Source organism: Arthrobacter sp. TmtSoilC48 (assembly GCF_059739425.1).
On record NZ_AP046049.1, the window covers coordinates 1,119,196 to 1,137,256 of the forward strand.

The following is an 18,061-nucleotide window of genomic DNA, read 5'->3' on the forward strand; positions in this document are numbered from 1 at the left end:
GGACAGGTCTTGTGACTCATCTTACGTTTTGGTTATTCTCTACATCTATAGAAAATAAATCCTGACCCATCATAGGTCCCGGACAAGAGGCAGCCATGACGCCCACAGCAACCCAGACAGCCACTGACGCAGCCGTTAAGGAAACCCAGTACCGCCTGGCCACAGGTGCCGAAATCTCTGAGGTGCAGCGCCTCCTGCAGGCCGCCGGACACCTCGGCGCCGAGCAGCGGATTGCCTACCTGGGCCTTGTGGATCCGCCCCGCGGGCAAGCAAAAGAAGACCGCCGCTTCCGTGTGTTCATCCACGACATCTCCGGCGGGGCTCCTACCGACGTCGTGGTGTCGGTGACACGTGGTGAGATCCTGTCCGCAACAGAACTGGACACCAAAGTCTCCGGCGAACTCCCCGTGCTGGAGGAAGAGTTCGAGGTCGTGGAGACGCTCCTCGCCACGGACGAGCGCTGGCTCACCGCCCTTGCGGCACGAGATCTGGACGTGGAAAAGGTTCGCGTGGCTCCGTTGTCCGCGGGAGTCTTCGAATACGACGAGGAACGCGGCCGCCGCATCCTTCGTGGCCTGGCCTTTGTGCAGGACTTCCCGGAGGACAGTGCGTGGGCCCACCCTGTGGACGGGCTGGTGGCGTACGTGGACGTGGTCAACAAGGAAGTCACCCAGGTGATCGATCTCGGCGTCATGCCGATCCCGGCCGAGCATGGAAACTACACGGATCCTGAACTGACCGGACCTCTGCGGACCTCCCAGAAGCCCATCAGCATCACGCAGCCGGAAGGTCCGAGCTTCACTGTCACAGGTGGCAATCACGTGGAGTGGGAAAAGTGGAGCGTGGACGTCGGCTTCGACGTCCGGGAAGGAGTTGTCCTCCACAACCTCGCTTTCCGGGACGGCGACCGCCTCAGGCCCATCATCAACCGGGCATCGATCGCCGAAATGGTGGTTCCGTACGGCGATCCCTCGCCCATCCGCTCCTGGCAAAACTACTTCGACACCGGCGAATACCTCGTTGGCCAGTACGCCAACTCCTTGGAACTAGGTTGCGATTGCCTTGGCGACATCACCTACCTCAGCCCCATCATCAGCGATGCCTTCGGCAACCCCCGCGAAATCCGCAACGGGATCTGCATGCACGAGGAAGACTGGGGCATCCTCTCCAAGCACTCGGACCTCTGGACCGGCATCAACTACACCCGCCGCAACCGTCGCCTGGTGATCTCCTTCTTCACCACCATCGGCAACTACGATTACGGCTTCTACTGGTACCTCTACCTGGACGGCACCATCGAGTTCGAAGCCAAGGCCACCGGCATCGTGTTCACCAGCGCCTTCCCGGAAGGCGGTTCGGACAACATTTCCCAGCTGGCGCCGGGCCTCGGTGCCCCGTTCCACCAGCACCTCTTCAGCGCCCGTTTGGACATGGCCATTGACGGCTTCACCAACCGCGTGGAAGAAGAAGACGTGGTCCGCCAGGCTATGGGCCAAGGCAACGAGCGCGGCAACGCCTTCTCCCGCAAGCGGACGCTGCTCACCCGCGAGTCGGAAGGCGTCCGGGAGGCCGACGCGCGTTCAGGCCGTACCTGGATCATTTCCAACCCCGAGTCCCGAAACCGTTTGGGCGAACCCGTCGGCTACAAGCTCCACGCCGAAAACCAGCCCACGCTGCTGGCCGACCCAGGTTCCTCTATCGCCAAGCGCGCCGCGTTCGCCACGAAGGACCTCTGGGTCACCCGCTATGCCGACGAGGAACGCTACCCCACGGGCGACTTCGTGAACCAGCACTCCGGGGGCGCGGGCCTCCCGGCTTACGTCGCTCAGGACCGCGAGATAGACGGCCAGGACATCGTCGTATGGCACACATTTGGCCTCACACACTTCCCCCGCGTGGAGGACTGGCCGATCATGCCCGTGGACACCGTTGGCTTCAAGCTGCGCCCCGAAGGCTTCTTCGACCGCAGCCCCGTGCTGGATGTGCCCGCCAACTCTTCAGGTTCGAGCTGCCACAGCTCTGCCGCCACCGCTGCGGATGAACACGGCGATGCGTCCAGCTCAGGTCACCACGACCACTGCCACTAAACGGATCCCCGGACACATGACCACTACGACGGGACGGGTCCGGTCAGCCGGGCCCGTCCTCCATCCCCGGATCTGCGCGGCACTCACGGCTGTGTCATGCGCCGTCCACCTGTGGCTCGCGGCCTCGGGACACCACGGCGCGTGGCTCGGCATCCTCATGATTGCCTTGGCGGCGGTGTGCGTGCCGTGCACCTTTCACATTTGGCGCCACAGCCGCGTCGGAGCTCTTCACCAAGTCACCATCTCGGCCGTGGCGATGGTTGGCCTCCATGCCGTCTTGCTGCTGGGAGCGGGAGGCCTGTCGGGAGCGGGCGGTGCTGCTCACGCCCATGGTGGGGGACCGACGTCGAACGCTTTTGATACTTCCGGCGCCGCCGGACTGTTGCTGGTGATCGGATTGGAAATCACGACGGCGTTGCTCGCGGCCACGCTGGTAGCGCGGCTACGGCGTCGGGTACAAATTGCCGCTGCTTCCTGATCCTGTTTGGCCTTCGGCATAAGCCCAGCAGGAATTCGGCAGGATATTGCCTCGAGCAGGCAGTTTTCCCGCTTGTTGCACCTTGCCCGAACACTGTTCAGTAGAGAGGTGAGTAGAGCTGTCAGTAATTCGGGTTATTCAGGCCTTGGCTTGTTCAGGGCGACGGGGATCTATGTAGGTGCCATTCTGGGATCCGGTGTGCTGGTTCTGCCAGCTATCGCCGCCCAGGTTGCAGGACCGGCGTCGTTATTGGCGTGGGCGTTGCTGCTGGTGTTCTGCACACCGGTGGCGTTCAGCTTCGCGGAAATGTCCAGGCAACAGCCCGACGCCGGTGGGATCGCCACGTTCGTGACCCGCGCTTTCGGGCAGCGGGCCTCAGTTGTGGCCGGCTACCTCTTCTACTTCGCCATCCCGTTCGGGGCGCCCGCCACCGCGGTGATCGGCGGGGAATACATCGCGCATGCCATGGGCGGCGGGCGGGAGACGGCCCTGATCGCGGCCGGGTTCATCCTGGCGGCAGGTTTCCTGAGCAACGCGGTGGGGATCCGGGTCTCCAGCAAACTGCAACTCTTCCTCATGGTCTTGCTCGTGGCGTTGCTCGCGCTCGCCGTCGCCGTGGCTGCGCCCTACGCCAAGGCAGAGAACTTCGTTCCCTTCGCCCCGAACGGCTACTGGGCCGTGGGTGGCGCAGCGAGCTTGCTGTTCTTCTGCTTCGCCGGGTGGGAAGCCGTGACGCATCTGGCCGGCGAATTCCGCAACCCCGAGCGCGACCTCAAGCGGGCCACCTGGCTGACGCTCGTCGTCGTGGGTGTTGTCTACATCGGTTTGGTGGCAGCCTGTGTCGCCGTCCTCGGTCCAGGCCTCGCTGGCAGCAGCGTGCCGGTGGCCGAACTACTGGCGAAAGGACTGGGACCGGCGGCGGCTCCCGCGACGGCTGTGGCCGCAGCCGTGTTGACGTTCGGACCGCTGAATACTTTCGTCGCCGGGGCCAGCAAGCTGGGCGCCAGGTTGGCGTCCGACGGCGTGCTGCCGCGGCCTTTGGCGCGTGGCGTGGCTGCCGGCGAGGTGCCCACTGTGAGCCTCGGCGTGCTGGCTGCCATGACGTCGCTTTCCTTTGCCCTGGCCGCTGTAGGGCTCCTCAGCATGGAGTTTCAGATCGGCGCTGCCTCGGCATGCTTCACGGCCGTGACCGCTTTTGGCCTGGCCGCAGGCGTGCTCCTGTTGCCCCGTGGAACCGCAGCCTGGTACGGAGTGATTGTGGCCGCCGTCGTGATGCTCGTGGTCCTGCTGTTCAGCGGCTGGGCGTTGCTGGTGCCCGCAGTGCTGGGTGCTGCGGCATTGTTGGTGGGGCGCTTGTATTTGAAACCCCCGGTGCCACAATTGAGCCATGGCCGCAGCGTGGTCAATTCGTGAGGGGTTCCGCAGCGGGCCTGACCCTGATGCCCTGCGCCGCCCCTTCTTCATTGCAGCCGTTGTTGTCTTTGCCCTGGTAGTCCTGGCCGAGGTGGGGATGTCGCTCCTGCTGGGGCAGACCGCCGTCGACCCCGTCTCCGCAAGCGACGCCAACAACCTGGGTGTTCCACTGGATGTCTTCCTCAAAACGCAGCGGGCCGATGCCGAACCGCCGGGCGCGGGCATTGGATTCCTCGCATTCCTGGATGGCTTGCTGCTGTTCACAGTGGTGATGCTGGGGCTTAGCCTGATCATCGATCTTCGGACCTATGGCCGGATCCAGGGGCTCACGACATTTATCGTGACGCTGCTTTGGGTTATCGCGGCGTTCCTCACCGCAATGTTGGCTTTGGCGAAGCTGTTCCTGATGATCGGGTTGTTCGTGGCTACCCCGTTTGGAACCATTGCCTACCTTGCCCTGTGGGGGAGCTTTCCTACCGGGCAGGCAGCGGCGATTCTGGGACTATTGCTGGTCCTGAAAATCGTGTTCGCAGTGTTGCTGATTCTCAGCCAGCCAAAGTTCCTCAAAGTCACGGGACTCGTGGTGCTGCTGGTGGTGTCCGTGCTGCTTCAGATGATCCTGGGGCTGATCCACGGGTTCCTGCCGGGTCCCCTGGTGTCCATTGGAGATCAGTTCTGGGCGCTGATCACTGTGGTGGTGGCGCTGGTGTGGGCACTGATCATGCTGATTGCCTCGATTCCCGCCATCATCAACGCCCTGCGCGTGAGCGGTTCGGCGGGGGACTAGCCTTGCCGCCAGTCCGGTGACTTCGCGGGAATCCTGCTACGTCGAGCCGACTCACAGCGAAACCCGCGTCAGCTTGTCCGGATTCGAGATCTGCCGCAACCCGCGGATGGTGCCGTCAGGGCCGCCGTCGAGCACCAGGACGTCGGCGCGGCCCGAGTGCCGGAGTACCAGCGCTGGTTCCCCGTTCACAGCGATGATCTCGGCAGTGACGGGCTGTACGGGATCGAAAACCACCGCTTTGCTGAGGATGCCCGCGAAGAACCGCCCGATCCGCTCCGCCCCGAACACCGGGTTCATTGCGCTCTTGACCTTGCCGCCGCCGTCGGCCCAGAGCACTGCATCCCGGTCGAGCATCGCCACTACCGTGTCAATCTCACCCTGCTCGATGGCTCGTACAAGTTTCTCCAAGGCTGCGCGATCCTTGGTCCTCGGAGCGGGAGCATCCGGGTCGATGTCCAAGCGGCGCTCGGCCCTGGAGATCATTTGGCGGACGGCAGTGGGAGTCTTTTCCAGGATGTCCGCGATTTCCGGCGCGGACATCCCAAAAGCGCGGTGGAGCACCAGTGCGGCTCTCGCCTCCGGCGCCAGCTGCTCAGCCAGGTGAAGCAAGGTCAAGGACAGGAGCTCGCGGTTGGCCACGGTTTCCTCCGGAAGCCTGGAGGTGTCCACCGGCTCCGGCAACCAAGGCCCGGTGTAGTCCTCGCGCGCAGCGGCGAGTTGGCGCACCCGGTCAACGGAGCGCCGCACGCACACCGTTGTCAGCCACGCGGGCCAGGATTCCACGCGGTGGCCATCGGCCTTGCGTTCCTGCCGAACGGCATCGATGGCAACCTCGGAGACGACGTCCTCGGCATGGCCGAAATCTCCCAACATCCGGTAGGCGATTCCCAACAAACGATTCCGTTCGCTCTGCCACGCGGCCGTGGCGGATACCGCAAGACTCATGCCCTCCACGCTACCCCTCAGACGATCGGGTTCTTCTCATCTACCGGCGGCTCCATTTGCGTGCTCACGGCAATCCTGTTCCACACATTGATCGTGGAGATGGCCAGGATCAAACCGCCCATCTGGCTGTCGTCGAAATGGGTGGCGGCCGCATTCCAGATCTCGTCGGTGACGGTATCCGGACCGAGCTGCGTGACGGCGTCGGTCAAGGCCAGCACCGCCTGCTCGCGGGCATCGAAGAACACCTTCGAATGCTGCCACGCCGCCACGGCATGCAACTTGCGGGCAGGAATCCCGCGCTTCCGACCGTCAGTGGAATGCATGTCCACGCAGAAACCGCAGCCATTAAGGATGGAAGCGCGGAGCTTGATGAGTTCGTACAAGTCGGGATCAACCGACTTCCGGGCGTAGCCCTCCAGCCCGATGACAGCGGCGTAGCCGAGTTTGTTGCTGTGGCCGATATTGATGCGGGTCATGCTGTTTCCCTTCCGTGGTGGTGCCTTACATCAGAGATGTCGTAAGGGGCGGCGGAAGTGTGACAGGGGCGGCTAATTGTTAGAGTCAGTCGATGCGCGCAGTAGTTTTTGATGAGGTCCGGACCCAACCCGCCGTTCGGGAGGTCACCAAACCCGAGGCTCCCGCTCGAGGTGTGGTGGTGAAGGTTTTGGCCACCGGCATGTGCCGCAGCGACTGGCACGCCTGGGCCGGCCACGATGACATAGCGGTGCCCCACGTTCCAGGCCACGAGCTCGCCGGTGTCATCGACTCCGTCGGGGAAGACGTCCAGCGCTGGAAGGTCGGCGACCGCGTCACCGTCCCCTTCGTTTGCGGGTGCGGTAAGTGCGAATGGTGCCTTGATGGTGACGCGCAGGTGTGCCCCGACCAGGAGCAGCCCGGCTTCACCCACTGGGGATCGTTCGCCGAATACGTGGCCCTGCACGCTGCCGACAGCAACCTGGTTGCCATACCGGAAAGCGTTGAATTTACGACGGCGGCAAGCCTCGGCTGCCGCTTCGCCACGGCATATCGTGCCCTGGCAGCCCGTGCCCAGGTGAAGGCCGGCGAATGGGTGACAGTTGTGGGCGCGGGAGGCGTGGGCCTCAGCGCTGTGATGATTGCCAAGGCCATGGGAGCCAAGGTCATTGCCGTGGATCGGAACCCGGAGGCCTTGGCCGTGGCTGCACGTTTGGGTGCAGACCACACCGTGCTTGCTGACGGTGCGGATATCCCCGCCGCGGTCAACGTCCTCTCCAACGGAGGCAGCCACGTGGCGGTAGACGCCGTCGGAAGTGAACAAACCTGCGCAGACGCAATCCTCAGCCTTCGCAGGCGGGGCCGGCACGTCCAGATCGGCCTGTTGCCCTCCATTGACGGCAACCCGCAGGTGCCGATGGCCCGCGTGATCGGCTGGGAACTGGATGTCCTGGGCAGCCACGGCATGGCCGCGGTGGACTATCCCGGAATGATGGCCCTCATTGAACAGGGTGCGCTCCGGCCGCAGCTGCTGATCGAACGCACTATCGGGCTGGAAGAAGCAGCGGTCCTGTTGCCCGGCTTCGATAAGGCCAGCCCCGCAGGCATGACCATGATCGACCCGGCGCGCTAACCGCCTGGCACCCCCAACTGGGTCGCATTTGTGCGCGTTTTGAGCCGTCAAAACGCGCACAAATGCGACCTAGTTGGGTTAATCTGCAGGGCGGTTCCGGTACGCGGCGAGGAAGTGCTCGATCCTGCGCACGGCTTCCTCGATGTCCTCCACGGTCGGCAGGATCACGAAGCGGAAGTGGTCCGGGGTGGGCCAGTTGAAGGCCGTTCCGTGCGAGACGAGGATCTTCTGTTCCTGCAGGAGTTGAAGGACGAACTTCTCGTCGCTCTCGATCGGGTAGATCTCCGGGTCCAGCCGGGGGAACAGGTACATTGCGCCCGCGGCGGGGACGCACGAAACGCCCGGGATCGCGGTCAACAACTTCCACGCCAGGTCCCGTTGCTCACGCAGGCGGCCGCCGGGACGAATGAGTGCCTCGATGCTTTGGTATCCACCCAGGCAGGTCTGGATGGCGTGCTGGGCGGGAACGTTGGAGCACAACCGCAGCGAGGCGAGCAGTTCCAGGGATTCGCGATAGGCAGCCGTTGCGGTCAATGGTCCCGTCACGGCAACCCAACCTGCACGGTAGCCGGGCATGCGGTAGGCCTTGGAGAGTCCGCTGAACGTCAGAACCGGGATGTCGTCCGCGACAGCTGCGGTATGAATGTGCGGGGCGTCGACGTAGCGGATCTTCTCGTAGATCTCATCGGAAAACAGGACGAGATCATGCTTCCTTGCGAGCGCCGCGAATTGCTCAAGGATGTGCCTGGGGTAGACGGCCCCTGTGGGATTGTTCGGGTTGATGATCACGATGCCCTGTGTGCGCGCCGTGATCTTTGATTCGACGTCGGCCATGTCCGGCCACCAGTTCTCGTCCTCATCGCAGAGGTAGTGCACGGCTTTGCCGCCCGTGAGTGTCACGGCCGCGGTCCAGAGCGGGTAGTCGGGTGCCGGGATGAGGATCTCGTCACCGTTTTCCATGAACGCCTGCAGGGTCATGGAAATGAGTTCGCTGACGCCGTTGCCGATGAAGACATCCTCGACGCCGATCGTCATCAGTCCGCGCGTCTGGTAGTACTGCGAGATCGCGGTCCGGGCGGAGAAGATGCCCTTGGAATCGCTGTAGCCCTGGGCTCCGCGGATGTGGTGGATCATGTCCACCACCACTGACTCCGGCGCTTCCAACCCGAACGGTGCCGTGTCCCCAAGGTTCATCTTGAGGATGCGGTGTCCCTCGGCTTCCATGGCCTTGGCGGCCTGGAGGATGGGACCACGGAGTTCGTAGCGGACATTCTGGAGTTTGCTGGAGTGCTGCATCGGACGCATGGTTGATCTTTTCATGTCAGCTCCCCGGCAAGGCAAACCCGTCCCGAAATAGTCACGGGTTCAGCCGCACCTCGCAAAGTTGGGGGTTGCTGAGACAAATGTTTACGGGATCAAGGATGATGCTGGACCTCAATTCAGTCCGCACCAAAACGAGTGCGTTGACGTTGACTTTAGTGCCGACGTCGGGATTGACCCCCACCACTATGCAGCGCGTCAGGGAGAGGGGAGGCGAGCTTTGGCAGGCGGAACCCTGGGTGAAGTCCAATTGCAGTTGTGCTGCCTGGAAGGCGTTGCGGGCTGTTTCGATCCGTGATCCCAGGACACTGGGCACGGTGGCCTTCACGGGCACCGCAATTTCCAGGTTGACCGTGCTGCCGCGGCCCACTTTCTCGCCGCCGGCGGGGCTCTGGTTGACTACCGTACCTTCGGGCGAGGCGCTTTCGACCTCGCTCGTGGCTGCTTTGAAGCCGGAGTCCGTGATGATCTGGACCGCCTCAGCTTGCGGCTTGGCTTTTACGTCCGGAACGTTGGCGTCCTTGAACATGAAGTACAGGATCACGCCGATGACGGCCAGCAGCACCACACCCCCGATGATCACCCACAACCAGGGGAATCCCGGCGTCGGCTTCGGTTTCTCAGCTGCCGGAACCGTCAAGGTGACCACATGCGCCTGGTCCGCGTAGTCCTCGGGTGCGTCGTCGGCGGAGTAGGCGATCAGCTTCACCGGGTAGCTCCCCTCGGATGCTCCCGCGGTGTCGAAATTGACCACGTACTGTTCGGTGGCCCCGGCGGCGATGGTCCGCAATGGGTTGGGGATGGTGGTGTACGTTTTCGACGGCGGATTGGTCACCTGCCCGGGGAAGGCGCCGAGCACCACACGCTCGGAAGTGGTGGAGCCGTTGGTGACGGACGCTGTCAGCGAACCCTTCCCATTTTTAAGGACGACATCCGGGGAGCTCAACGTCATGGTGATGGCAGTCATGGCACAACAACTCCTGGGATCGCGGTTTGTAGTTTCGGCACACAGCAGCTCATTTCAGCCTCCGGGCTTCTGGATCAGCAACACACAAGTCCCCAGGGGACAGTCGATTCCCAGCTGTCCGCCGGAGGTCCCGAAGGTCAGGTCCACGGTCTTCCCTGGGCCTGAATTCTGCTCAGCCCGCGTGCCCTGCACCAACAGCGAGACGGTGACCGCCTGCTGCGGGGCGAGCCTTGCCCGCTTGGTGGGAGGTCCGAAATAGAACAGGCCTCCACCGAATTCCTTCACATCGAACACGCACGCACCCGTAACCACCAGCTGGGTATCGGTCGCCGAACACGAACCGCCTTGAGCAGACAGGTCTGCTGACGTGAGTTGCGCGCCCGCGGCTGCGTCGGAGAATCCGCCCTGCCATTCCCGTGCGGCATCGTTGTTTCCGCCACCGCAGCTGACGCCGAACACCAGCACCAACAGCGCAATCACTCCGCAGGCAATCACCACAAGAATCGGCGTGCGGTTCTCCTTATTCATGCGTGGTCACCGTTCATCCCCCGCACCTGAACCTCATCCGTCACGTGCGCGGGCTTCATACCTTTGACGATTCTGCGGATCAACTCCAGCTGCCCACCCGCTTCCGCAGGCACCAGCACCCTGATATGGAAGGCGCCGGGCACGGATTCGACGTCGAACCCGGGCACCCCGGTGGCCAGGTGCAGGAAGCGGGTGAGCCCGTCCACAGTGCCGCGGCGGGCAGAGAGCTGCGCCGCAGCTGCGATGAGGTCCCGTTGCCGCGATATGGGAATTGCGCTGGTCGCCGGAATGCTCCCGGATCCAGCGCCGGCCTCCGGACCGGGCAGCGTTAGCCAGTCCAGATCTACCCAGCGCGAGAGAAAAGGAATCAACGACGACGGCGCGCGGCCGGGATCGGGAACGGTATGGATACGGTCCAGGACCTGCCGGACGGGCTCATGCATGTCCTCGGCCACGGCAAGCAGGGCCTGCAGGGGAGAGCTGGTATCGGCGGCCACCTGGAAAACTTCCGGCAGGACCTTCAGCAGCTTGGACCCGGATGGCCGCATGGGCTCAGCCATTGCCATGGACCACCTCGATCCTGTGGTCACCCGAGCAGAACAGCCAGGTGTCGGGCAGCGTCACGACGTCGTCCACCACGCGCCGTGTGCAGCTCTCCCATTTCACGGCGTTGTCAGTGCTGCGGTACACGCCTTTGGGACCGGCGGCGAGGACCAAGGGTTTGCCGTCAAGGATTGCCCCGGACACGGATTTGACCGGCTCGAAGCGGGTGCGGTCCCTCAACGGCAGATTGCAGTTGACGTCCGGCACGCTCCACTGCGCCGACGCCTGGCCCAGTTTCAGGCGCAACACACCGCCGCTCTGGGTAGCGGCATAGGCAGCGTCGCCCATCACGTGGACACCCCAGCAACTTCCCCCGGTCCAGCCAGTGCTGAACTGCTCCCACGAATTCATGAACGACTCATCGAAATCGGTACGGCCCAGCTCATCGATCTTCAGCCGCAGGCATCCCGTCCCGGTCCCTTCCGGCACTGCGCGGCCGAGCCACACATAGCTCGCACCGCCGTCGTACTGGATGGTCATGCAGCGGATGTCCTCGCCGGCGGCCTTGACCTGCTTGAAGCTGTCCGCGGTACCGGCGTCGGGGGAGAGCCAGACGCCTTCCGAGGCCTCCGCAGCCACCACGACACCTGTCCGCCCGCGGACGTCCACCAAGGCGTCCACTGCGTAAAAGCCACGATCCGGCTGGGACGTGTCCACCACGTTCTGCACGGGGATTGCCCCTTGGCTCATGGAAAGTTCGTACAGTCCGCGTTCGCCGGCGAGCAACAGCAGCGGCTCGCCTTGGCGGTCCACCCAACACAAATCGGCGACGACGAACCCCAGCTCGGCTGCTTTGCGCCAGGATTCGCCGAGGTCCTCGCTGATGTAAATACGGGAACCAGTGCCGGTCACCGTGCTGACGGCCACCATGCCCGGATGCCGCTCCGGACCCACCCGGCCAGGTGCGGGGGAACGGAACGGGGCGATGGCGCGGACGGTTTCTTCCGCCTGGTCGCCGTCGTCGCCAAAATCCGCACAGGCTTCCCAGCCGTCGGCGGCGTTGGTAGTGCGGAACAGGGTGCCGCCTTGGGCCACGAACCACGTCTTGTCCTGGCCTTCAGCCTGGACCAAGGACACGGCATCACTGTCCGGAACTTTGTCCACTTCCAGCCTGACCCGGTCCACGTACTGAACGCCAGGCTCGGCCTCCTCCATGGCGCGGTACAGATTGGAGACACGCAGTGGCTTCCCAAAGCCGGATCCGTAACTGGACGAATCCGGGCTCAGCGGACTGATCCCTTCAGACAGGCGGCCCGCGATCCTGGATTTCACGGCCTCGGCGTCCTCATCGGGACGAACAACGATCCTCGCATCCACCAGCACCTGTTTGTAGAGGCCCCAGCGCACTACAGGCTCGGCGCCAACCGTGGACCGCCTGCGGAGATATTGTTCCACTTCAGTCCGCACTTCGTCGCGTGCATGTGACGCAAGGTCCGCTGCGCGTAATGGTTGGGCCGCCCCTGCCCTGCCGCCGGGAACGAATGGCACCAACACAATTTCCACTTCGCCGGGCCTGGCAAACGCCCACAGATCCTTCCTCGTGAACGCCCTCGCGCGGCCCACCCCGCCGTGGCGACGTGCCAGGACCTCGTAGTCCCTGACGGTGACTGCGCGGTCGCGGGCTTGAAAATCCTGGGGTGCGCGCCTCAGGGCGTTCTCCAAGGACTCGCCATCGCGGCCGCCGGTGGCTGGTTCAGGATTAGTGACCTTGGCACCTGGAACAGGGGAACGCAACGCCGTGAGCTGACCCGCGCCCACGTTGCCGCCCGAACCGCCACCGCTGCGGTACCAGGCGCGAACCTCGGCGCCCGGCCCTGGTACCAACGGGCTCTGCCCGGGTTCCGTCCGCCCCTTGGACTCGTCGTCCCACCACGCGAACATCGCGACGCCGGCACTGCGATCAATCCGCACCGGCATCTCACCCGGCCTTGCGTCAGCAAACGCCTCCACTTCCTTGCAGTACCGGAACGGCTTTCCGTCCACCAGGACAGCCTCGCCACTGCTCAGCCGCGTCCCCGCTGGAACTTCGACGGCGACCGCCAGCCCAGCGCCCGAGACGATCGGCGCGTTCGGGATCACGAAGCTCTGGCCCGGCCTGCCGGTCCCGGTACCAATCGGTACCGCGTCATACATGGTGACATCGGCTGCGGGAACCAGCACGCTGGTCTCGCCGGGAGCCAAAGTGGCTGCCGCCGTCGTCGTAAATACCGGCTGGGGTGAACCAGGAACCCCTGGCGGGCAGCTGACCTGTGTACCTCTGGGGATGCGGATTTCCTGATCGGTGCCTGTACCTGACGCGGATGAGCGGCTGAATTCCAGCATCGTTTCGGCAGTGCTCGGCGGGTACAGGGACGTGCCGAGGAGATTCAAGTAGACGGCGTAGAGCTTGTCCGGCACGCGGTTGAGCCGGTACATGAGCGTGTCCGTGAGGTAGGCAAAGGCCTCGACGATGGTGATGCCGGGATCGTGGACGGAGAGGTCCGTCCACTCAGGGGCGATTTGCTGGATGCGTTCCCGGGCACCGGCCACGAGGTCCGCGAAGCTGCGGTCATCCAGGTTGGGCACGGGAAGACTCATGCTGCACCGCCGGATTCCACGGGCAGGGCGATGGCGATCTCGTCCTCAAGCTGGGTGGTGCGGACACGGTATTTCAGCCGTACCTCGAGGACTTCAGGATCCTCCGGCGAGCGTGACGCATCCAGGGAAAGGACCGTGATGCGCCGCTCCCACTGCTCCACGGCCCGGGCTACGTAGTGGATAGCCAGGCCTGCCGTGGTGTCGTCGGCCGGAGCAAACGCCAATCGGAACAAGTGGCAACCGTACGTCGGACGGTTAACGCGCTCGCCGGGCCTGGTGCTCAGCAGGAGGAGGAGGGCTTGGCGGATGGAGGCTGCATCCGTCACAGTCGCCAGCCTGCCTGACGGGGTGATGCGCAGGCCCGGGACACCGGCCGCGGCGTCGAAGTCCGGATGGATGAAAGCAATCGAAGTGTAGCGTGGGGCGCTCATGCCAGTGCCTCTCTCATGAACCCGACCCCACGAACGTTTGGCCGGGCCGGCGCACGTTGTATTTAACTGCGCCCGGAGGTGTGCCGTCGGTGAAGCCCTCCACAGTGTCCAGGCAGATGGCTTTGCCCCCGATTCTGATGAAGGTTGAGTAGCCCTTGGTGACCGGCAGGGTTTTATTGCACGGTTTGATGTTGATGCCAATATGCGGGCACATGCTGATATCCCGGTCTTGGGGATCCGTCGCCACCAGGATGGGTGACTTTTTGATGCGGACCCACTCCTGCGACGGTACGTTCTCCACTTTGCCGTCGTGCCCACAGCGCAGGATGGCCTCCTTGACCAGGATCCTCATGGCTTAGGCCTCCTCAAAGTCGACTGATTTCGCGCGAATTCTCATGGCTTTACCCGGAGCTTCCAGGACCAGGTCCGTGGCAGCGGTGATTCGAAGCTTGTCCGGCCCCAGCTCCACCGACGAGCCATGTCCGTCCGTGAAACTCACGGTGCGCGCACCGCCGTCGAGCACTATTTGTTGGCCGTCCGCACTGCGGAACGTATAACGGCTCTCCCGTGGTGTGCTGACGTTGTTGTCGGGCGTTTGTTCGCTGCCGTACAGGCCGCCGAGGATGATGGCCTGGGCCGGATCCGTGGCCGGAAGAAGCACCAGGACGTGGTCGCCCGGAGCTGGCGGGGTGACAATTCCCTTCCCGGAACCGGCGGCCGCAGTAAGCACAGGAGCCCACGCGGTCTGGAGATCCGGGTATGCCGGCAGTTGCACACGGGCACGCCCCCGGGCTTCGGGATCGTCCACGTCAGTGATGATCCCGAGCGTAAAGACGTCCGGTCGTCGTTCAGGGACGGGGCTGGGCGGGCGGGTGGTCAGGGTGGTTTCGTAGCCAGTGCCGTCCAAACGGTGTGAGGCGCTCGCGATCAGGTACGTTCCCTCGATGGATGGCGCCACCCCCTTGATCCTGACGCGCCCACCCGCCCTAAGCCGCGGATTGCCCTCGGCCACGAACACCGCCGTGACCTGGCCGGCCATCCTGACGTCCAGCTCGGACTGCGCCAATCCGTCCGCCTCCTGGGTGGATTCCAGTACCTCGTTGTCCCGCCGGAGTTCGCCGCCCGCGCCCACACTGGCCAACGTCGGGTCAGCTGTGACGCGGGCCTTCGCGTCGCTGCTGCTCGTTTCGGCCTGGTGGACTGTGGCGTCCTCCGCACGCCAGCCGTTGATCATTGCGGACGCGTACGCGGGTTCCTGGCTGACCTCGATCTCTGCCGAATGCAGGGACTCCCCGAGGGTGAGCTCCAAGGGTTCGCCTTCGCCGTCGAGTCCTGTGAGCCTCAGGGCGCCGTCGTGGACCACAGGGTAGGCGCCCACCCGGGCACTTTGTTCCACCAGGAGGCTCAGGTCCGTGCGGGCGCACTGGTACACCTGGCCCAGCTTTGCCCCGCCTCCCACTACGTCCAGTCCGGTGCCCTCGCAAAGTTTCCGTGCCAGGCCTGCGAGATCCACGTCCTCGTGCAGCCTGGTGAATTGGCGCTTCCTCAGACGGTGGAGGGCATCGTAGGCACGGATGCGGATTTCTTGTCCGAGATTGGCCTCATAGCTGTACTCCACCACGGTCACCTCACCCACGAAGAGCGGGGTCCGATGGCCGCCGAGCTCAACCCTCAGGGCATCACCGGGGGCCGGATCCACGCCACCCCTCGCCGCAGCAGTCCTCCCCGGACCGGGTCGCCAACTGATGAGGCACTGAGCTGGCCTCGCCAAAGAACCCAGCACCTGGACCGAAACGATGGCAGCTGTTTCTGCTGTTGTCAGTCGTCGTCTACCCAGGCTGACGATGAGTTCGGGAAGGCCCTGGACCTGCCTCATGGTGTCTCACGCCTCATGGTGCTTCACCAACCGGCGGAACGGCGAGCGGCCCGCTGAAGTGAGCGGGGTCGTCAATGTCGTTGTACTCCAGGAGCAGCTTCCAGAGCAGGGGCGTCCCGAAGGCCTCAACCGAAAGACGCCCCAACTCAGCAGGCGGCACCTCAGGAAGGAGCTCGCCGCCGTCGGGCATTGCTGCGTCCCTGTCCGTGCTGCCATCGCCCGTGACAGCCAGCGTGTCCACGGGCGGGGCCGTCAGATCCACAGCAGGGAGTCGCTGGGCGAGCTCGTAATTCTCCCCGCCTTCTTCGTCGGCAGACTGGCCCACGCGCACGAAGACCATCCGCATCCAGGACCTGAGCGGTGAACCGTCAGGGGCGAAGCGGTCAAAGCGCTCCGCCACTTCGGTCACGACTCCGGGCACATTCCACGCGCGGCCCCACACAAACCGGACCGACGGCGGTCTCCGCTGGCGCTGAACCTCCGCGCTGTTCTCCGCGAGGGCCCAGATGGGCCTGGTCATTTGCCGCACGTCCTGAACATGGAGCGACGCCGGCGCGAGGTCGACGTCGAAGAGCAGGTCCAGCCTCAGCTCGGTGTGGCCGCCTCCCGTAAAAAGCAGGGGGTCATCGGCCAGTCCGCTGCCGCTAAGCTTGCCGCCTGCACTTCTCCGGGGCTCCACTCCGGCCGAGCGCTGCATCACCACCGTTTCCGGGTTGAGCAGGCAGCCAAGGTGTTCCCCGGTGTCCTCGATCAGGAAGGCGACACGTTCCATGTCAGACCGCCAAGTGTTCGTCAGTGAGGCGGGCTTGGCGGGCGATTGCCTGGGTTAGCGGAGCGGTAGCCGGGCCTGATTCGTTGGCGGTTGTAATGGGCCGCGGGGCAAGCTCCGGCCAGGCTCCCTTGAGTGCTGGCGCAGGGGTCAGGGTGTCTTGTGGGGCCTGCTCTGCGTTCGATTCTTTGTTTGAAGCAGGTATATCGGGCCTGGCGACGGGGGGTGTCTTCGACGGATTAGTGTGTTGGCGCCGCGTGGGGGTGTGTTGTGGGGCCTGTTGTGCGTCCCGTTCTTGGTTTGAAGGGCGCATGTCGGGCCCCGCGACGGGGGGTGTCTTCGATGGATTAGTGTGTTGGCGCCGCGTGGGGGTGTGTTGTGGGGCCTGTTGTGCGTCCCGTTCTTGGTTTGACTCGTGCATATCGGGCCCCGCGACGGGTGTCTGCGAGTGGTTCGTGTTTAGGGGCAGCGTGGGTGTGTGTTGTGGGGCCTGCGTTGCGTTCGATTCTTGGTTTGAAGCACGCAGGTGGGGCCCCACGACGGGGGGTGCGTCCGAGTGATTCGTGTGTAGGCGCAGCGTGGGGGTGTGTTGTGGGGCCTGCTCTGCCTCCCGTTCTTGATTTGAAGGGCGCATATCGGGCCCCGCAACGGGCGGCGTCTCCGAGCGATGAGGGCGAAGCCCCAACATAGGGATGTCTTGTGGGGCCTGCTGTGTGTCCCGTTCTTGGTTTGAAGGGCGCATATCGGGCCCCGCAACGGGCGGCGTCTCCGAGCGATGAGGGCGAAGTCGCAGCGTGGGGGTGTGTTGTGGAGCCTGCTTTGCGCGCCATGAGCGTCCCCAATCACCCAGTGTGGGCCTCGCAACGGGAGGCGTTTTGGTCGGCGCGGACGGAGGAACCAACCCGGCGTCGCGCAGTAACTGGACCCAATGCTCCGGTGCACCTTCCACGTTCAGGCCACGCACCGGCGTCGAACTTTCCCACGAAGAATGCTCCGAAACGCCCGCGTCCTTGGCCGAAGGCCCCAACGCGCCGACACTCAAAACGCCACCTCCAGAAACACCCGCACCCGGAGAACCCACACCCGGAGAACCCACACCCGGAGAACCCGGGTCCCGGCCCGACCCACGATCCAGCCACGCAGCCACAGCCCGCAACCGATGCGCAGCAGCCCGCCGCCAGGAAAACCCAGGCTCAGGCGACGGGAGCGCGGGCATCGTCGAGCTCCAGGCGGTCGTATGCGATGCTGAGGGATTCGATGGCGAGGTCCTTGCCCAGTGCGTCAAGGGGTGCGCCGAACCAGTCGCATGGCCAGGCCCCCAGGAGGTTCCAGCGGCGGACTTCTACGGAGCCGGCATCGTTGAGCATGGCGATGGAGACGTTCCGGCGTTCCACCTTTCCGTCCACGGCTTTGAAGAGCCACTGCAGCATCTCGGTGGAGTCCGTGAGCCCGTACTTCAAAGTCACCGGGGTGTACTCCACTTGCCCGGGGATGACGCGGACTGTGCTGTTTTCGCCGCCTGAGCGGTAGAGGATCCGGTCGATTTTCAGGCCGAGGCCCTCCACTTTGGTGAAGTGGCCCTGGACCACGCCTTGGATCACGAGCTTGAAGTTGTAGGCCCGGTACGGATCCACCACGTTGCCCGGTTGGGCGGCAGGTGTTGGGGTTGTCATG

The 18,061-nt window shown here is 64.2% G+C and carries 17 protein-coding genes; 5 read left to right on the forward strand and 12 right to left on the reverse strand.

The features are described 5' to 3' along the window. Positions 1-95 precede the first annotated feature (95 nt). The 4 genes from AC6I97_RS05350 (at position 96) to AC6I97_RS05365 (ending at position 4,765) form a co-directional block, all read left to right on the forward strand. Positions 96-2,087 (forward strand): primary-amine oxidase, encoded by a 1,992-nt coding sequence (locus tag AC6I97_RS05350; RefSeq protein ID WP_497944288.1) that lies wholly within the window; start codon positions 96-98, stop codon positions 2,085-2,087. A 16-nt stretch (positions 2,088-2,103) separates the two neighbouring features. Next, positions 2,104-2,565: a hypothetical protein gene (locus AC6I97_RS05355; protein WP_497944289.1), complete on the forward strand. Its 462-nt coding sequence runs from the start codon at positions 2,104-2,106 to the stop codon at positions 2,563-2,565. A gap of 108 nt (positions 2,566-2,673) precedes the next feature. After that, the gene (locus AC6I97_RS05360; protein WP_497944290.1) at positions 2,674-3,978 is read left to right on the forward strand and encodes an APC family permease; all 1,305 of its coding nucleotides are present in this window, start codon (positions 2,674-2,676) and stop codon (positions 3,976-3,978) included. Continuing rightward, positions 3,953-4,765: a hypothetical protein gene (locus AC6I97_RS05365; RefSeq protein ID WP_497944291.1), complete on the forward strand. Its 813-nt coding sequence runs from the start codon at positions 3,953-3,955 to the stop codon at positions 4,763-4,765. The genes AC6I97_RS05360 and AC6I97_RS05365 overlap by 26 nt, the downstream gene beginning before the upstream one ends. 51 nt (positions 4,766-4,816) lie before the next feature. On the opposite strand, the gene AC6I97_RS05370 is transcribed toward AC6I97_RS05365, so the two are convergent. After that, entirely contained in the window at positions 4,817-5,710 is an 894-nt protein-coding gene (locus AC6I97_RS05370) for a sigma-70 family RNA polymerase sigma factor (protein ID WP_497944292.1), read from the reverse strand. Between the two features lie 17 nt (positions 5,711-5,727). Beyond that, the gene (locus AC6I97_RS05375; protein WP_224089223.1) at positions 5,728-6,186 is read right to left on the reverse strand and encodes a carboxymuconolactone decarboxylase family protein; all 459 of its coding nucleotides are present in this window, start codon (positions 6,184-6,186) and stop codon (positions 5,728-5,730) included. Between the two features lie 92 nt (positions 6,187-6,278). On the opposite strand from AC6I97_RS05375, the gene AC6I97_RS05380 reads away from it, so the two are divergent. Then, positions 6,279-7,316 carry a zinc-dependent alcohol dehydrogenase family protein gene (locus AC6I97_RS05380; RefSeq protein ID WP_497944293.1) on the forward strand — a complete coding sequence of 346 codons (1,038 nt, stop codon included), beginning with the start codon at positions 6,279-6,281 and terminating at the stop codon, positions 7,314-7,316. 78 nt (positions 7,317-7,394) lie between these two features. On the opposite strand, the gene AC6I97_RS05385 is transcribed toward AC6I97_RS05380, so the two are convergent. The 10 genes from AC6I97_RS05385 to AC6I97_RS05430 form a co-directional block, all read right to left on the reverse strand. Further along, a complete protein-coding gene (locus AC6I97_RS05385; RefSeq protein WP_497946944.1) occupies positions 7,395-8,621 on the reverse strand; it encodes a pyridoxal phosphate-dependent aminotransferase in 1,227 nt (408 codons plus the stop codon). A 52-nt stretch (positions 8,622-8,673) separates the two neighbouring features. Continuing rightward, complete coding sequence (locus AC6I97_RS05390; protein ID WP_497944294.1) at positions 8,674-9,603, reverse strand: PASTA domain-containing protein; 930 nt, start codon at positions 9,601-9,603, stop codon at positions 8,674-8,676. 54 nt (positions 9,604-9,657) lie between these two features. Next, complete coding sequence (locus AC6I97_RS05395) at positions 9,658-10,131, reverse strand: hypothetical protein (RefSeq protein ID WP_497944295.1); 474 nt, start codon at positions 10,129-10,131, stop codon at positions 9,658-9,660. Further along, on the reverse strand, positions 10,128-10,691 hold the full coding sequence (locus AC6I97_RS05400) for a hypothetical protein (protein WP_497944296.1): 564 nt from the start codon (positions 10,689-10,691) through the stop codon (positions 10,128-10,130). The genes AC6I97_RS05395 and AC6I97_RS05400 overlap by 4 nt, the downstream gene beginning before the upstream one ends. Continuing rightward, complete coding sequence (locus AC6I97_RS05405) at positions 10,684-13,311, reverse strand: baseplate J/gp47 family protein (RefSeq protein WP_497944297.1); 2,628 nt, start codon at positions 13,309-13,311, stop codon at positions 10,684-10,686. The genes AC6I97_RS05400 and AC6I97_RS05405 overlap by 8 nt, the downstream gene beginning before the upstream one ends. Continuing rightward, positions 13,308-13,742 carry a GPW/gp25 family protein gene (locus AC6I97_RS05410; protein ID WP_224089213.1) on the reverse strand — a complete coding sequence of 145 codons (435 nt, stop codon included), beginning with the start codon at positions 13,740-13,742 and terminating at the stop codon, positions 13,308-13,310. Before AC6I97_RS05410 ends, AC6I97_RS05405 begins: the two co-directional genes overlap by 4 nt. 13 nt (positions 13,743-13,755) lie before the next feature. Continuing rightward, on the reverse strand, positions 13,756-14,094 hold the full coding sequence (locus AC6I97_RS05415; protein WP_224165488.1) for a hypothetical protein: 339 nt from the start codon (positions 14,092-14,094) through the stop codon (positions 13,756-13,758). 3 nt (positions 14,095-14,097) lie between these two features. After that, a complete protein-coding gene (locus AC6I97_RS05420) occupies positions 14,098-15,618 on the reverse strand; it encodes a phage baseplate assembly protein V (RefSeq protein ID WP_224089206.1) in 1,521 nt (506 codons plus the stop codon). Between the two features lie 13 nt (positions 15,619-15,631). Next, on the reverse strand, positions 15,632-16,390 hold the full coding sequence (locus AC6I97_RS05425; RefSeq protein ID WP_309928538.1) for a CIS tube protein: 759 nt from the start codon (positions 16,388-16,390) through the stop codon (positions 15,632-15,634). Between the two features lie 1,190 nt (positions 16,391-17,580). Continuing rightward, entirely contained in the window at positions 17,581-18,060 is a 480-nt protein-coding gene (locus AC6I97_RS05430) for a phage tail protein (RefSeq protein WP_159708998.1), read from the reverse strand. Position 18,061 lies beyond the last annotated feature (1 nt).

Bases quoted from the DNA above. Each gene is read 5' to 3' on its own strand.
- AC6I97_RS05390 (WP_497944294.1), bottom strand. From the start codon at position 9,603: ATGACTGCCATCACCATGACGTTGAGCTCCCCGGATGTCGTCCTTAAA.
- AC6I97_RS05430 (WP_159708998.1), bottom strand. From the start codon at position 18,060: ATGACAACCCCAACACCTGCCGCCCAACCGGGCAACGTGGTGGATCCG.
- AC6I97_RS05385 (WP_497946944.1), bottom strand. From the start codon at position 8,621: ATGCGTCCGATGCAGCACTCCAGCAAACTCCAGAATGTCCGCTACGAA.
- AC6I97_RS05405 (WP_497944297.1), bottom strand. From the start codon at position 13,311: ATGAGTCTTCCCGTGCCCAACCTGGATGACCGCAGCTTCGCGGACCTC.
- AC6I97_RS05420 (WP_224089206.1), bottom strand. From the start codon at position 15,618: ATGAGGCAGGTCCAGGGCCTTCCCGAACTCATCGTCAGCCTGGGTAGA.
- AC6I97_RS05425 (WP_309928538.1), bottom strand. From the start codon at position 16,390: ATGGAACGTGTCGCCTTCCTGATCGAGGACACCGGGGAACACCTTGGC.
- AC6I97_RS05380 (WP_497944293.1), top strand. From the start codon at position 6,279: ATGCGCGCAGTAGTTTTTGATGAGGTCCGGACCCAACCCGCCGTTCGG.
- AC6I97_RS05415 (WP_224165488.1), bottom strand. From the start codon at position 14,094: ATGAGGATCCTGGTCAAGGAGGCCATCCTGCGCTGTGGGCACGACGGC.
- AC6I97_RS05355 (WP_497944289.1), top strand. From the start codon at position 2,104: ATGACCACTACGACGGGACGGGTCCGGTCAGCCGGGCCCGTCCTCCAT.
- AC6I97_RS05350 (WP_497944288.1), top strand. From the start codon at position 96: ATGACGCCCACAGCAACCCAGACAGCCACTGACGCAGCCGTTAAGGAA.
- AC6I97_RS05410 (WP_224089213.1), bottom strand. From the start codon at position 13,742: ATGAGCGCCCCACGCTACACTTCGATTGCTTTCATCCATCCGGACTTC.
- AC6I97_RS05370 (WP_497944292.1), bottom strand. From the start codon at position 5,710: ATGAGTCTTGCGGTATCCGCCACGGCCGCGTGGCAGAGCGAACGGAAT.
- AC6I97_RS05365 (WP_497944291.1), top strand. From the start codon at position 3,953: ATGGCCGCAGCGTGGTCAATTCGTGAGGGGTTCCGCAGCGGGCCTGAC.
- AC6I97_RS05375 (WP_224089223.1), bottom strand. From the start codon at position 6,186: ATGACCCGCATCAATATCGGCCACAGCAACAAACTCGGCTACGCCGCT.
- AC6I97_RS05400 (WP_497944296.1), bottom strand. From the start codon at position 10,691: ATGGCTGAGCCCATGCGGCCATCCGGGTCCAAGCTGCTGAAGGTCCTG.
- AC6I97_RS05395 (WP_497944295.1), bottom strand. From the start codon at position 10,131: ATGAATAAGGAGAACCGCACGCCGATTCTTGTGGTGATTGCCTGCGGA.